This is a genomic window from Streptomyces sp. NPDC107528 (assembly GCF_055639295.1).
The window spans coordinates 197,830-210,554 of the sequence record NZ_JBVKAV010000004.1 but is presented as its reverse complement, the minus strand read 5'-3'; the positions used below and the strand labels follow the sequence as shown (position 1 = coordinate 210,554).

The 12,725-nt window shown below is 64.8% G+C and carries 13 protein-coding genes, 1 tRNA gene and 1 pseudogene; 9 read left to right on the top strand and 6 right to left on the bottom strand.

Features of this window, described 5'->3' with window-relative positions:
* Positions 1 to 5 precede the first annotated feature (5 nt).
* Positions 6 to 833, top strand: coding sequence for a hypothetical protein (locus tag ACZ7L5_RS14580; protein ID WP_471516911.1), 828 nt, complete (start codon positions 6 to 8; stop codon positions 831 to 833).
* A gap of 368 nt (positions 834 to 1,201) precedes the next feature.
* On the opposite strand, the gene ACZ7L5_RS14575 is transcribed toward ACZ7L5_RS14580, so the two are convergent.
* Together ACZ7L5_RS14575 and ACZ7L5_RS14570 are read right to left on the bottom strand one after the other, a co-directional pair.
* A complete protein-coding gene (locus ACZ7L5_RS14575) occupies positions 1,202 to 1,534 on the bottom strand; it encodes a peptidase inhibitor family I36 protein (protein WP_471516910.1) in 333 nt (110 codons plus the stop codon).
* Positions 1,535 to 2,260: 726 nt separating this feature from the next.
* Positions 2,261 to 3,355: a DUF1152 domain-containing protein gene (locus ACZ7L5_RS14570; protein WP_471516909.1), complete on the bottom strand. Its 1,095-nt coding sequence runs from the start codon at positions 3,353 to 3,355 to the stop codon at positions 2,261 to 2,263.
* Between the two features lie 81 nt (positions 3,356 to 3,436).
* On the opposite strand from ACZ7L5_RS14570, the gene ACZ7L5_RS14565 reads away from it, so the two are divergent.
* The 4 genes and pseudogenes from ACZ7L5_RS14565 to ACZ7L5_RS14550 all read left to right on the top strand — a co-directional run.
* Positions 3,437 to 4,177, top strand: coding sequence for a GntR family transcriptional regulator (locus ACZ7L5_RS14565; protein WP_471516908.1), 741 nt, complete (start codon positions 3,437 to 3,439; stop codon positions 4,175 to 4,177).
* A gap of 274 nt (positions 4,178 to 4,451) precedes the next feature.
* Entirely contained in the window at positions 4,452 to 4,889 is a 438-nt protein-coding gene (locus ACZ7L5_RS14560; RefSeq protein WP_471516907.1) for an ATP-binding protein, read from the top strand.
* A gap of 83 nt (positions 4,890 to 4,972) precedes the next feature.
* A complete protein-coding gene (locus ACZ7L5_RS14555) occupies positions 4,973 to 5,701 on the top strand; it encodes a GntR family transcriptional regulator (protein WP_471516906.1) in 729 nt (242 codons plus the stop codon).
* Positions 5,702 to 5,825: 124 nt separating this feature from the next.
* A pseudogene (locus tag ACZ7L5_RS14550) lies at positions 5,826 to 5,987 on the top strand (SCO3933 family regulatory protein); the annotation flags it as partial.
* A gap of 109 nt (positions 5,988 to 6,096) precedes the next feature.
* Here the strand turns inward: ACZ7L5_RS14550 and ACZ7L5_RS14545 are convergent.
* The gene (locus tag ACZ7L5_RS14545; RefSeq protein ID WP_471516905.1) at positions 6,097 to 6,486 is read right to left on the bottom strand and encodes a hypothetical protein; all 390 of its coding nucleotides are present in this window, start codon (positions 6,484 to 6,486) and stop codon (positions 6,097 to 6,099) included.
* 128 nt (positions 6,487 to 6,614) lie between these two features.
* Between ACZ7L5_RS14545 and ACZ7L5_RS14540 the strand changes: the two genes are divergently transcribed.
* A complete protein-coding gene (locus ACZ7L5_RS14540) occupies positions 6,615 to 7,418 on the top strand; it encodes a DUF5677 domain-containing protein (protein ID WP_471516904.1) in 804 nt (267 codons plus the stop codon).
* Positions 7,419 to 7,520: 102 nt separating this feature from the next.
* Here the strand turns inward: ACZ7L5_RS14540 and ACZ7L5_RS14535 are convergent.
* A tRNA-Gly gene (locus ACZ7L5_RS14535) sits at positions 7,521 to 7,594 on the bottom strand.
* A 597-nt stretch (positions 7,595 to 8,191) separates the two neighbouring features.
* On the opposite strand from ACZ7L5_RS14535, the gene dcd reads away from it, so the two are divergent.
* Both dcd and ACZ7L5_RS14525 read left to right on the top strand, forming a co-directional pair.
* A complete protein-coding gene (gene dcd / locus ACZ7L5_RS14530; protein WP_147994749.1) occupies positions 8,192 to 8,767 on the top strand; it encodes a dCTP deaminase in 576 nt (191 codons plus the stop codon).
* 8 nt (positions 8,768 to 8,775) lie between these two features.
* The gene (locus ACZ7L5_RS14525; protein WP_471516903.1) at positions 8,776 to 9,291 is read left to right on the top strand and encodes a phosphoribosyltransferase; all 516 of its coding nucleotides are present in this window, start codon (positions 8,776 to 8,778) and stop codon (positions 9,289 to 9,291) included.
* A 685-nt stretch (positions 9,292 to 9,976) separates the two neighbouring features.
* Here the strand turns inward: ACZ7L5_RS14525 and ACZ7L5_RS14520 are convergent.
* A complete protein-coding gene (locus tag ACZ7L5_RS14520; RefSeq protein WP_471516902.1) occupies positions 9,977 to 10,117 on the bottom strand; it encodes a hypothetical protein in 141 nt (46 codons plus the stop codon).
* 589 nt (positions 10,118 to 10,706) lie between these two features.
* Here ACZ7L5_RS14520 and ACZ7L5_RS14515 point away from each other — a divergent pair.
* Positions 10,707 to 11,501: a bestrophin-like domain gene (locus ACZ7L5_RS14515; protein WP_471516901.1), complete on the top strand. Its 795-nt coding sequence runs from the start codon at positions 10,707 to 10,709 to the stop codon at positions 11,499 to 11,501.
* A gap of 513 nt (positions 11,502 to 12,014) precedes the next feature.
* On the opposite strand, the gene ACZ7L5_RS14510 is transcribed toward ACZ7L5_RS14515, so the two are convergent.
* Positions 12,015 to 12,650: an MSMEG_1061 family FMN-dependent PPOX-type flavoprotein gene (locus ACZ7L5_RS14510; protein WP_471516900.1), complete on the bottom strand. Its 636-nt coding sequence runs from the start codon at positions 12,648 to 12,650 to the stop codon at positions 12,015 to 12,017.
* Positions 12,651 to 12,725 lie beyond the last annotated feature (75 nt).

The following is a 12,725-nucleotide window of genomic DNA, read 5'->3' as shown; positions in this document are numbered from 1 at the left end:
GATAAGTGGGTAACGTATCAGAAATCCTGGAAAGTTATGCACGCGACTGGGATATTCAGCAAACCCCATCTACTGTAACTACCTCAGGCTTTCGAAGTGCGGCCTTGGCGCCCGCAATAGCTGCTGTGGCTACCGTTCGCGAGAACCTGGCCAAGGTTCTTGAGGCCATTCCGGCTGTCCAGGACCCGGGGAACGCTTCGCTGCTGGACGTCCTCAGAGGCCCATTTACCGCAGCGTCACGACTCAATTGGCAAGGGGAAGTTCCGCATATGGAGCTGTGGACCCGGGCCACTTTGGAATGTGATGCGATGCTGCATCGGGAACTGTTGCGCTCAATCAGTGACCTGAACCTCGAAAGGCCGCAGCAAGCGAGCCGGGCCGAGCGTGCGCTAAGTGCCGTGGCCGACCTGGCGAAATGGCTCGGGGTGACGGAAGCCAAGGCTGCTGATGTCGTGGGCGGGTATAGGCGCTCCTACTACAACTGGGTGAACGGAGTCCAACCCTACGAAGCTACAACACTCAACCTATTTGAAGCCCATGCATTCGTAGCGGCGTTGGCGGATGCATTGGGAGATCGCGGTGCCAGGGAATGGTTGTCTGTTGAGCTAAACTCTCGGCCCAGGTTTGATTATCTGCGAGATAATCAGGGTCGCGCCGAACTATCCCGCTTGGCTTCGCAAATCCTCTTCAAGGCGGTTGAAGAAACTTCATGGACGCCTGACGATGAGCTGCGTCACTTGGATCAAAGAAAGAGTTCGAGGCAGCCTGCGAATCCCAGGAGAACTGGCGTCCAAGCTCTGCCTCCGGCACCAAGGCGTCGACAATCCAAATAGGGTCTGAGCTGCGCCACGAGGAGGTCGGTGGAGTCTCAATGACCGAGTCAAGGCAGCGGGCGCCGACCGATGGTGTGGTCAGCGCCCGTGGATGCCAAGGTTTTGAGGTCTGGCCTCATCCTTATCAGGTCGATCATGGCGCACCAATGGGCTTGGCTCTCGACTGCTCAGCAGCCTGGCACAGGTCGCCGTGGTTCGGCTCGGTCCGGCCCCGTACGCGGCTGTTGGTGTCAGGCGTTGATGTCAGACATCAGTGAGCGCTTGACACCTAAGGCTCGGGCGGGCGGGCCCGATTACACGCCATGAGGAGAGCTTGACCGCGCGGACCGCAACACTGAAGCGCACGACCGAGACATCGGTCGAGCCCTTCAGTGCACGGCAATGCTCTCGCCCACAAAGGGAGTGGCGCTGGAGAAGGTCCCGTCCTTGAGATCTAGCTTGTCTCCGCGACATGCGCCCTCGTCGTAGACGGTGACGTTCCTGCCAGACTGGTTCGACACCGTGCGGACACCGCCGCTCTGCACCGAGTAGCAGCCCGGCGCGAGCTTGCGGTCCAGGCGGGTCCCCTCGAAGTTCCGCTTCACCCAGGTGCACACCTTGCCTTGGGCGCACACCGTCGCGGCGGAAGCTGGTTGCACGGAGGCGAAGGGAAGGGTGGCGGCCAGGGCCGCACCGGCCAGCAGTAAGGAGCGCTTCTTCACGGGCACATCCATTCTCAAAATATCGAACACTGGTTCGTTAATTTTGTCATGTCCTCCATGGGGAGACAAGTTCCCAAGTAAGCCAGCGAAGAGGCCTCGGGCGACAAGCAGCAGAGCACCTCAAGCAACGAGCCGGAGCCTGGCACAGGACCAACAAGAAAGAGAACAATGAATGCCAGGGTCAGGCACGCGCGAAGAACACGATCAAGGGGGGTGATGCATGCACGCTCGCCTCTCCGTATGACTTGAACTCGGGCCCTAGCAGCCCATTTACCTAGCGCATCAACCACCACTCACCCCCGCTCCCATCCCGTCTGCCGTCGACCCACACACCGTGGAGCGGGCGTGGTTCATGGCGTCCAGGTGGAGCGCGCCACTGTACGAACGACCTGGACGCCATGGGCCGCGTCTGCTCGGCTCTGCCTGGGTCGATGGTGGACGGGATGGTAGCCCTCAACGCACGCCATTCACGGGCCCGCGGTCGGGAACGGTGCCCCCTCCATCCCGGTGCCGGCCGATCCCCGCCGGAGGCATCGTCTTGACCGTGGCCCGCGCAGGTCGGTGCTCAACTCATGGCCCTTCGGCCCTATCCACATGTGGGCGCGCGTCGGCGGCGGCAGCGCCGAGCGGGCCGGAGGCAGGAGCGCGGGCGCAGCCAGAGCCGGGAAGCGCGCCCGGCGGAGCGGCAGCGCAGCCGGGGCTTGAACCCGTAGAGAAGGTTGTTACTCAGGCTTCGGCTGGGATGTGCCAGAGTGGTGCCGTGTAGCGCTCCGGTCGGCTGGCAATGAGGAGTTGGCGCAGGTCATCGCGTTGTGAGCCACTGAGGTTCAGGACCTCCGTGATGTGGCGAAACGTCGTGTGACTGACTCCGCGACTCCGGGCCTCGTTCTCGAACTCGTCGAGCCGGGATAGCACGGCGGGGGGATCGAGCTTCACCGCCGGCTGGTCCTTGAGCCATGCGGCCTTGTTGCGCTCGTAGTCGATTTCCGAGTAGCCGCAGACTTCGCGGCTGTGTGTCTCGACCTCGTCCAGGGTGGCGGTCGACAGAATGGCGCGGGCTAGCTCGTTACGGCTCAGCGCTTCGTCCATGTCGACCTCGTGGACTGTCGAGCCCTCTTCCGTGAGCGCAATGGGGAGTCCGGCGTCACGTACCTCGCAGACACCTCGTATCCCTCGTGCTGTTGCCGCGAGCATCCCGGTTGCCTCGGAGGGGTGCCACTCCAGAACCGAGCTGACCGACTCCGCGTCCGCGGAGGTGAATGTGTGCACGAGAGGGCCAAGTAGGCTACGCACCTCGTCGACAGGAAGTTCACCGTCCAGGCCCGGACCGGCGACCAAGAGCCTCACGGGTGCGTTCACCTGGCAACACGCGGCCAGCGTGAGGGCGTCGGCAAGTGGGCTCTTGAGTGTCGGCTCATCGCCTCGCGCGAGGATGTCACCGCCCACGTCCAAGAGGTCGATTGACGTCGGCTCCAAGTGACTTACCAGCTCTTCGAGTTGGCGCACAATGCCCTCGGCGCCGTGATGCGGGTCGATCAGAGCGAGGGTGTGTGGGAGCTCTGCCGCAAGCCGGGGGAGGGTGGATCCTGCCGGAGCGATCGGGCGGGCCTCGGCAGGCACTGACCAGACAGACGTGGTGAGCGGTTCGAGTCCCGTGAAGTCGGATGGGCCGCGGGGGCCTGGGACGGGGTCGACCAACAAGCGGTCCCACGCATACGTGAGGATCACCGCCTGGTCCTCGTCGCCATAGAGGGCGACGTCAAGCATTGAGGCGGCGACTGCGTCGCCCCCTCCTCCTGCTGCGACGATCAACCGCGTCATGTGCCCAACATTACGGGTTCGGCCTCTGGCCACTCACCCTATAGTGGCTAGAGGCCATAGCCACTTGGACGAGGAGGAGACATGCCTCAGATCGAAGAGGCGCAGCCGAAGTATCTCCAGATCGCTCACCACATCCGCGATCAGATCCTTCGGGGCGACCTGCGGCCGGGGGATGAGGTCCCTTCGGAACGGCAGTTGGCGGCGAATTGGAAGGTGTCCAGGCCGACGGCCGCACGGTCGTTGGAGGCTCTGAGCCACCAAGGGCTCGTCGAGAAGCGGCAGGGTTCGGGCACGTACGTGCGCAGCCTTGAAGTCAACCGGCGGGCACGGGAGTTGTATGGGCGGGCGCGCCAGACCGGGAAGATCTACACCCCTGGTGAGTACGCGGTGATCACCTCGGCCGGTTGGCTGGACGCGCCGGACCACGTGGCCGAGGCGCTGGGCTTGGTGAAGGATCGTCGGGCGGTGCACCGCCGGCGCGTGACCAATAACCAGGACGGGCCCATCACGCTGTCCACCTCGTGGTTCGCGCCTGACGTTGGGCAACGGGCACCCAAGCTCCTGGAGCCGGATCGAATCCAAGAGGGCACCTTGATGTACGTCGAGAACATGACGGGGCGGCAGGGGAGTTACGCCGAAGACCGCATGTGCGCCCGACAGGCGACTGTAGAGGAGGCGTCGGACCTCCAACTTGGGTCTGAGTCCGCGGTCTTGATCGTGCACCACGTCGTGTTCGACCTCCAGGACCGGCCGTTGGAGTTCGCCGAAGCCACGTACCCGCCGCACCGCTGGGCGTTCGAGCAGGGGTACCCGCTTACCTGATGGTTCGTCATTTCGGCGAACCGCTTGCATGCCGCGAGTGGCTAATGCCACTATCCAGTAAGTGGCTAAGGCCACTTACGAAAGGGGGTACGGCGTGACGGGTCAGCGGCCGGAACGTGGCGCGCGCTTAGCTTGCCGGGGATGCCGTGGGCGGGGCTGGAAACGCGTCAGCTCGCGCACGGTCCTGGCGCTCTCCACCGTCAACGACCGTGCCCGTGCCGCATCGAAACGGCGCTGCCCCGACTGTGACGGCAGCGGCAAGGAGTGAGCACGGATGACCTACACGATCGACCGCTTTCCCTCCGAGGACTCACCGCGACTCGGTGCGATGACCTTGCACCCCGTAGCGGAGTCCGTGCCTCGGGCCCGGCGCTGGTTCCGGAAGTTCATCGCCCCGTACAACCCGGCTTGCTCGATCGACGACTGTGCGCTGATGATCTCGGAACTCGTGACCAACGCCATCGCCTATGGCCGGTCGGACGACCCATGGCTGGTCCGGGTGGAGTGGTTCCGCGAGGAGACCTCACTCCGGGTCGAGGTGCACAATCCAGGGTTCCCGGCGAACGTCCGCCTGCGGCACCCCCGTGCCGCCGACGCGCACGGGCGCGGGCTGCTTTTGGTCGACTCCATCGCCGACTCGTGGCATTCCGGGCCCAGTCGACTCGGCGGGACGGTGGTCTGCTTCGTGGTAGCTGGTGCCTGGCCGGCCTGAAGGGGCACCCGGGTTCTCTTCCATGCGCGCTGCCGCTAGTCTGGTTGACCAGTTGACTTGGCCAATCTCGATGGGCGGCGCTCATGGCGTATGAAGTGGAAGCGCCCAAGTACGTACGCCTCGCCCAGACGATCCAACGCCGCATCGAGGATGGCACGTACCCGCCGGGTACACGGGTCCCCAGCGAGAATCAGCTGGTCCAAGCATTCGGGATGTCTCGTCCGACCGTCGTGCGCGCCCTTGAGCTGTTGAAGCGGGATGGTTGGCTGGAGTCCCGGCAGGGCTACGGCACGATCGTGCGTGGTCGGCCCGCTGGTGTTGAGCAGAAGGACCGCCGCGGACGCGAAGCGTTGGAGCGTGACGAGTCGCAGTCTCCGGGGCGTCTGGTTGTAGTCGACCAAGTGGCGGTTCCCGCGCGCGTCGCCTCGATGCTCGGGCTGCCCAAGCGAGCCAAAGTTCTGATGCGCCGGTTCCTGGTCGAAGTGGACGGGGAGGCGGTTGAGCTCGTTTCGTCGTACTTCGCCGCCGGCCTCGCTGAGGGCACCGAGTTGGGGAGCTCCGAACCGCTGGGTGTCGGCGTTCGAGAGCACCTTGAGAGCCGGAAAAAGGTCCGCTTCGATCATGTGACGGAGCGGGTATCGGCCCGCATGCCCGATGTCGGTGAGGCCGAGCTTCTCGGCCTGCCTGATGGTGTGCCCGTTCTCAGCGTCCTCGTCATCGCCTATGACGCGTCCGGCCAGGCCTTGCAGGTCTCTGACGTGCTACTTCCTGCCGATGGGCAGGAACTCGAAGATACGTATCGCTTGAACTGAGCTCATTGCCAAGCCGGTTGAGCTCAACTCTCACTTGACAAGTCAACTTGGCAACCTTAACTTCGAACTTGCTAAGTCAACCTGTCAGGCGACAGGTTGATCGACCCCAGAAGGAGAACTCTCTGTGCATGTAATCCGCGTTGACGCCGCGACCGCCACGATCCTGCTCACCGAAGCGCCGGCGCCGAAGGTGCGCGACCGGCAGACCGGCGAGATCGCCAAGGACGCCGTGAGCGGTGAGGCGCTGATGACCGTCGGTGTCGTCTTCATCGACGAGGGAGACTCGTTCGACGACATGGTCCGCACAGAGCGTGCGAAGCAGGACCAACGCCCTGACCTAGGAGACTAGATAATCAATTCCAAGGGGTGCCTGAGGAGGGTGTGGAGGTGGGCGGTCAGGCGTCGGGGTCGACTTTGGGGTGCGTGAACCGCACGGGCTTGCCCAGCGACCGGGCGTAGGCGATTTCGGCTCGGGTGCTGTCTCCGATGTAGTCGCCGACTACGAGCACCTCATCAGCGAGCCGGATCTTCGATCGGTGCAGATCGTCGAGTCGAACCTTCAGCGCCTCGGCCTCGACAGGATCGGACCAAAGTTCGTGCGGCGACTTCATGTCGCAACCCGGCTTGACGACAATCTTTCCGGCTTTGGTCTCCCGCAGATCGGCCTCGGTCATCTCGGTCATGAAACGGGTGGAGCCGCAGATCACGACGATACGCGGGAGGCTCAACTGCTCCTTAGCGTCGGCGAGTTTCTCCTCGGGGGTGAGCGGTTGCGGGTATGACACTGGTTCCTCCTGGTGGTGTGGTCCAAGGGGTGCCTGCGGAGACGAGAACGAGGGTCCAGGTCTCGCATCATGCGTGGGGGAGGTTCCAAACCTTCCCCCACGCATGCCAGTTGGCGGACGGTAGTGGCGTGAAGCGGCTGGAGGAAATTCGTGAACCAGTCTGTTCGTACTCAAGTAGCCTTACCCTCCCATTCGAGACGGGAAGGCACATGAGCAGCGTCACTCCGCAGCAGTACCGTGAGGCCGTCGAGAAGATGATCGCCGACTATCGGGCGGCCGGACCGATCGAGACGAAGCAGCGAAAGTACCGGTCGGTCCTCATCGGTCATGGTTGGTGCAATGAGGTGCACCGCCTTGCGGAGGCGTCCCTGCATCTTGTCGACGCCGGACACGGACATGAGGCACTGATTCTGCTCCGCACTATGTTCGAGACCACCATCAGTCTGCACTGGCTCTCGCAGAAAGGTGACGCTGGTGCGCTCGGGGTGTTTTCCGAGGGGACCCGCTTGAACCGAGCTGCTGCTGAGGACATGCAGAAGGGGTTCGACGTGCCGCAGGATCTCATCGACTTGATCAAGGGTGCGCCAGCCGAGAAGACCGACGAGAGTGAGATCTTCCGCAAGTTCCAGGCGCAGTGCGATGAGATCGCCCCCAAGAGGGAGCTGTACTCCGTGTACCGCTATCTCTGTGGCTACGCGCACCCCAGTGCAACCAGCGCCTCTGAGTTCGTCGAGTGGACGACTGAGCCGCCTAGCCTTCGGACTCAGCCCAAGGGGAGTGCCGTCTCCTTGGTGGAGGTTACTCTCGCCATGTGCCTGATATGGGCTGGCCGAGCCTTCGACGACATGATCAACGGTAAGCCGCGCAAGCAGTTCCTGCGCTCGGTCGCGAGGGAGTTCGGGCTGGCTCCGGTCCTGCCTCCAGTGACCTAGAGATGTGGTGCGGTCGGCCGCAGTGGTGCGGTTGTGGTGCGCCACCCGCCCACCGGTCTAGACAACAAAGAACCCCCGGGCCTCTGACCTGGGGGTTTCACATGGAGCGGGTGACGAGAATCGAACTCGCGCTCTCAGCTTGGGAAGCTGATGTTCTACCATTAAACTACACCCGCGTAAGACGCCCGCCGGGAAGATCCGAGAGGATCCGGAGGCGGTGTCCGATCGCCTGGTCACTGTACCTCATCGCAGGCCCCCGGTGCTGACGCCGTGGGGCCTGAGTGGGTTTCAGGGGGTGGGATCCGGGTGCAGGGGGCCGGAGTTGGGGCGTACTGTGGAGGGGTGGGAGAGGGCCCGGGCGGGGTCGGAGTGCCGCCTGGAGAGCCGTCCCTTTGATCCCGTAATGTGGCGTCTCGTCGTCAGGCAGGCAGCAGCCAGACGCGGCTCTTGGGGAAGGGACTCTTGGACTTGATGGAGCGCACCGTCGTCCGTTGTGCCGATGGGCACGTGTTCAGCACCGCTTCGTTCCCGATGCAGCAGGCCGATCGCCTCGGCCCCGGCCGGCTCCTCCGGTGTCCCCGGTGTGCCCGGCTTCGGAGTGTGGTGCCGGTGACGCTGGAGAAGCGGTAGCGGAGCAGGGTAAGCAGCGGTAGGCGAGCAGTAAGAAGTAGAAGTAGCCGTAACAGGAGTATCAGCAGTCACCGGCAGGTGTAGCGCTGGGCGCGCGGCGGCGCGATTGTGGCCGTTCCGCGCGCCTTGCGTATCCTCGGGGCGTGCTTCTCTCAGACAAGGACATCCGGGCCGAGATCGACGCCGGGCGGGTACGCATCGATCCCTACGACCAGACCATGGTGCAGCCGTCCAGCATCGACGTACGGCTGGACCGGTACTTCCGGGTGTTCGAGAACCACCGGTACCCGCACATCGACCCCTCCGTCGAGCAGGCGGATCTCACGCGGCTCGTGGAGCCGGAGGGGGACGAGCCGTTCATCCTGCATCCCGGGGAGTTCGTGCTCGCCTCGACGTACGAGGTCATCTCGCTGCCCGACGATCTTGCGTCGCGGCTCGAGGGGAAGAGCTCGCTCGGGCGGCTCGGGCTCGTCACCCACTCCACCGCCGGGTTCATCGACCCCGGGTTCAGCGGGCACGTCACCCTTGAGCTGTCCAACCTCGCCACGCTCCCCATCAAGCTCTGGCCGGGCATGAAGATCGGGCAGCTGTGCATGTTCCGGCTCAGCTCGCCCGCCGAGTTCCCGTACGGGAGCGAGCGGTACGGGTCCCGGTACCAGGGGCAGCGCGGTCCGACCGCCTCCCGGTCCTTCCAGAACTTCCATCGGACTCAGGTGTGAGCGGCGGGATGAGCGAAGAGCAGGTACGCGAGAACCTCACCTACGAGCGGTTCGGCACCGCCGTCCGCGAGCTCGCGCAGACCATCGCCGATGACGGGTACGAGCCGGACATCGTGCTGAGCATCGCCCGCGGCGGGGTCTTCGTCGCCGGTGGGCTCGCCTACGCCCTCGACTGCAAGAACCTCCACCTGGTGAATGTGGAGTTCTACACGGGGGTGGGGACCACGCTCGAGATGCCCGTCATGCTGGCGCCCGTCCCCAACGCGATCGACTTCACCGACAAGAGGGTCCTGATCGCCGACGACGTCGCCGACACCGGCAAGACGCTGAAGCTCGTGCACGACTTCTGCGTCGAACATGTCGCCGAGGTGCGGTCCGCGGTCATCTACGAGAAGTCCCACTCCCTCGTGAAGTGCGAGTACGTGTGGAAGCGCACCGATGAGTGGATCAACTTCCCGTGGAGTGTGTTGCCTCCAGTACATAAGTCTGGGGAAGCGGCCAAGTCGAACACGGAAGCGCTCTGACCTGCGAGTACTCCGTAGATCAAAAGGAGAGCCTCTCGATAGGCCATCGAGAAGCTCTTGTGTTGTTCAGGGACGCTGACGACCTTTTGATCCGTAGCTCTGCAGGCTGAGCTGCCGGCTACTCACTTCGACGCGAGCAACACTCCTCACGCGGTCATCGAGTGCGGGAGCGCACGGATTCCGTTTGCGCCGCCGCCGCTCACGCAGCGGGAGACAGCGGTGATTGCGCTCTATAGACGGGCAGGCGATTGGAAGGCAAGGGCAGTAGGCCAGGGGTGGGACACGGGTCTGGCGGTCTGGCCTCGGACTTCGGCATCGTTGCAGGTGACCCTGGCCCGTCCACGGCGCAATCTTCGTCTGCGGCGACTGCCGCACAGGCCCGGCACGCGGCTGCTGCGCCGCCATGACCCACCTCCCCATCGAACGTGTCACCGGGGGGGGTGCACCAGTCCCGCTGACGGCGACACCGACTCGCCCTCTCGTCCCGCTGGGCAAAGTGGCTCTCACCAAGGCCGGCCAGGCGACTGTTGAGATGAGCAAGGACGACCCAAGCCTCGTCGTGACGGCCACGCTCGAATGGAACGGCGGAAGCGCAGCTCGAAGACAAGCTGGCGCCGACCTCGACCTGTACGCCCTCTATGTCCCTGGAGGCCTTGTCACTCTGCCGGGCAAGCGCCCGAACAAGTCAGATCAGGTCGTCTACTACCGCCAGCTCGGATCGCCCTTCGCGCCGCCACACATTGCCCTGGACGGCGACTCCCGGGTGCCGGGCCGCGAGACGATTACGATCCGTCGCCCCGACCTCCAGGGCTACGTCCTTCTGCACAGGGGCACCGTTAAGGTGGCACCCCGCCCAGAGCTCCTAGCGGGTCGGACCAGTCAGCAGCATGGTCCCCGCTATTCCCCGCGGTTCCCCGCACGACCTGGCACGAGTCTGGCACGGCGTTTCGTCTTCCGTCGCGGCCCTAAAGGATCAAGCTCAGCACAGCTGCGGCAAACAGCAGGCTGACTCCAGGGAGGGATGAGGTTGATTCCGAGACGGAGTCGGCGGAACGCGATCACGACTGAGCGGGAGAGGAGAGCAACTCGCTCAGCTCGCAGATCCGCGCGCATGTGGCCGCGCAGCCCCGCCCGGCCCCGCTCCCCTCGATCAGGGCAGACGCCACTTGCGCGGCTGGTACGCCCAGTTCTAACCGTCCGTAGCCTCACGGCCATCAGCGTCGGATCCCGCACCAGCGTCTGGGGCGCCGACCGCAACAGCAAAGGCGAGCATCGACAGGGGGCTTTACGGCGCAAGGATGTCCCCCGATGGAGGGCGATCGAACGTTTCTCCTGTTCGGGCCGCGCCCGACGGAGGGACATGATCACGGCGCCCCACCCCCCGGGGCCCGCACCAGCCCCGGAGGTGGCCGCCCGTGGTCCTCGTCATCGTCGTCGTACTCGCCCTGCTCGCGGGGCTCGCCGCGAACCGTTTCCTGCGACCGAGGCTGATCACCGCCGACGACGATGAGGGCATGGCGGTCAAGGACCTCGTGGGGCCGCTGCTGACACTGACAGTGCTGCTGCTCGCGTTCGTCCTGGTCACCGCCTCCGGCTCGTACGGGAAGGCCGAGATCGCCTCCCGCGCCGAGGCCCGGGCACTGGACCAGCTCGTCGAGGCCTCGGAATACGGACCCGAAGTGCAGCGGGCCCGGATCCAGGCCGGCGCCGTCTGCTACGCCCGCGCCGTACGCCACCAGGAGTGGATCACCATGGCGGACGGCAGCGGCTCGGCCGCCCCCAGCGTGTGGTCGACCGACTTCCGGCAGGCCTTCACGGCGATGAAGGGCGATGCGGCCTTCGGGATGCTGGTCGCCATCGACAACACTCGCTCCAACGAACGCGAGGAACGCCTCACCCAGGCGACCGCGAGTATCCCGAGCACCATCTTCTGGTTCCTGCTCGCGACCCTGGCCATCACGGTCGTGGCGCTCGGTGTATGCCTGCCCCGCAGGAACAACCGGGGGCAGCTGATCACTCTCACCATTATCACGGCACTGCTCACGACGACACTGGTCATCATCCGGGACGTCGACCGGCCGTTCGGCGGCATCATCAACGTGTCACCGACCGCGATCACCGAGGCCGAACGGCAGGCCACCCGGGACTTCGTCACCAACCACCCCGCCACCGAACTCCCCTGCGACGCCCACGGCGACCGCACCGCCTGACAGGTCGGGCTCTTTCCGCCGTGGCCATCGGCTCCGACATCTGATGTCGGTGGCTTGCAAGTACCCGGGCTCAGGTCGCGCGCAACGGCGCTGAGCGGAGGAATGTCGAAGACCCCCGGTCCGCCGGGACAGGGGGTCTGCAATGCAGGTGGGGCTAACAGGATTCGAAGCTGTGGCCTCATCCCTATCAGGTCGATCACGGGGAGTCGGCAACGTCGGCCAACCGGCTGGTGTCCTTGGCTGATCGTCCGTTGCCATTCGGAGGTGTTCGGCGCTGTCCGCACCTGTTGGTGTCAGCCGACCGACTCCCTCTCGGCATATCTATTGTCAGTTCCTCGGGAGGTGATGCCCCAAGTCTCCCGCCTCGGTTCTGCCAGGGGGTATAGCTCTGACGTGCGCCGACATGGTCGCCGACTGTCATCGTTTGTCAACGTCGGTTCGCCTCGGGCGACCCAGGGGCGGCCCGGCAACCAGGGCTCGGCACCTGATGCGTATCGCCGCGGCAGACCGGTATCAGGCCAGCCGATGCAGGAGGGAGTCACGCTGATCCTGCTCGACCTCGGCGAGCGTCAAGTTGGGGTCACGCTGATGAGCAAGAGCGACCTCGGCCGGCGTCGGCTGCTCCTCCTTGAGCGGCCATGCCTGGGGGCGCCAGAACTTCGACCGGACGAACGCCTTAGCGCAGTGGACGTACACTTCGTCGGCCCGCACGACCAGCGCAGTTTTCGGCGGCTTGCCGACCGGGGTCAGCCGCGCCAGCAGGTCCTCATCGGCCGTGATCCAGGCTGCGCCGTTGACCCGAAGCGTCGTGTCCCGGCCAGGGATGACGAAGTTGAGCCCGGCGTGCCCGTTGGCCAGGATATTGCGATAGCTGTCCAGCCGGTTGTTCCCCGTCGCGTCCGGAATCACTACATGACGCTCGTCGAGGACTGCGACGAAACCGGGTTCGCCGCCCCGAGGGGCCACGTCACAGCGCCCATCGGCATCGCTGGTGGCGACGAACACCACGGGCGAGACCGCGATGAGGCGGCGCGACATCTCGTCGATGTGGTCGAGTTCCTTGCGCACCGCCCGCTCTCCGGGGTCCGCGTACAGCTCTCGGAGTTGCGCCTCACTGGTCAGAGCTCGGGGTATCGCGGTGTCATCCACTCTGGCGATCATAGCCCTGTGGGTCGAAGACACGGGGAGCGTGCCCGCGCGGTCGGAGGAGTCACAATGACCCAG

What these genes read in the sequence shown, in the direction of transcription:
- ACZ7L5_RS14570 (WP_471516909.1), bottom strand. Translation starts at nt 3,355, where the DNA reads ATGACGCGGTTGATCGTCGCAGCAGGAGGAGGGGGCGACGCAGTCGCC.
- ACZ7L5_RS14565 (WP_471516908.1), top strand. Translation starts at nt 3,437, where the DNA reads ATGCCTCAGATCGAAGAGGCGCAGCCGAAGTATCTCCAGATCGCTCAC.
- ACZ7L5_RS14560 (WP_471516907.1), top strand. Translation starts at nt 4,452, where the DNA reads ATGACCTACACGATCGACCGCTTTCCCTCCGAGGACTCACCGCGACTC.
- ACZ7L5_RS14555 (WP_471516906.1), top strand. Translation starts at nt 4,973, where the DNA reads ATGGCGTATGAAGTGGAAGCGCCCAAGTACGTACGCCTCGCCCAGACG.
- ACZ7L5_RS14525 (WP_471516903.1), top strand. Translation starts at nt 8,776, where the DNA reads ATGAGCGAAGAGCAGGTACGCGAGAACCTCACCTACGAGCGGTTCGGC.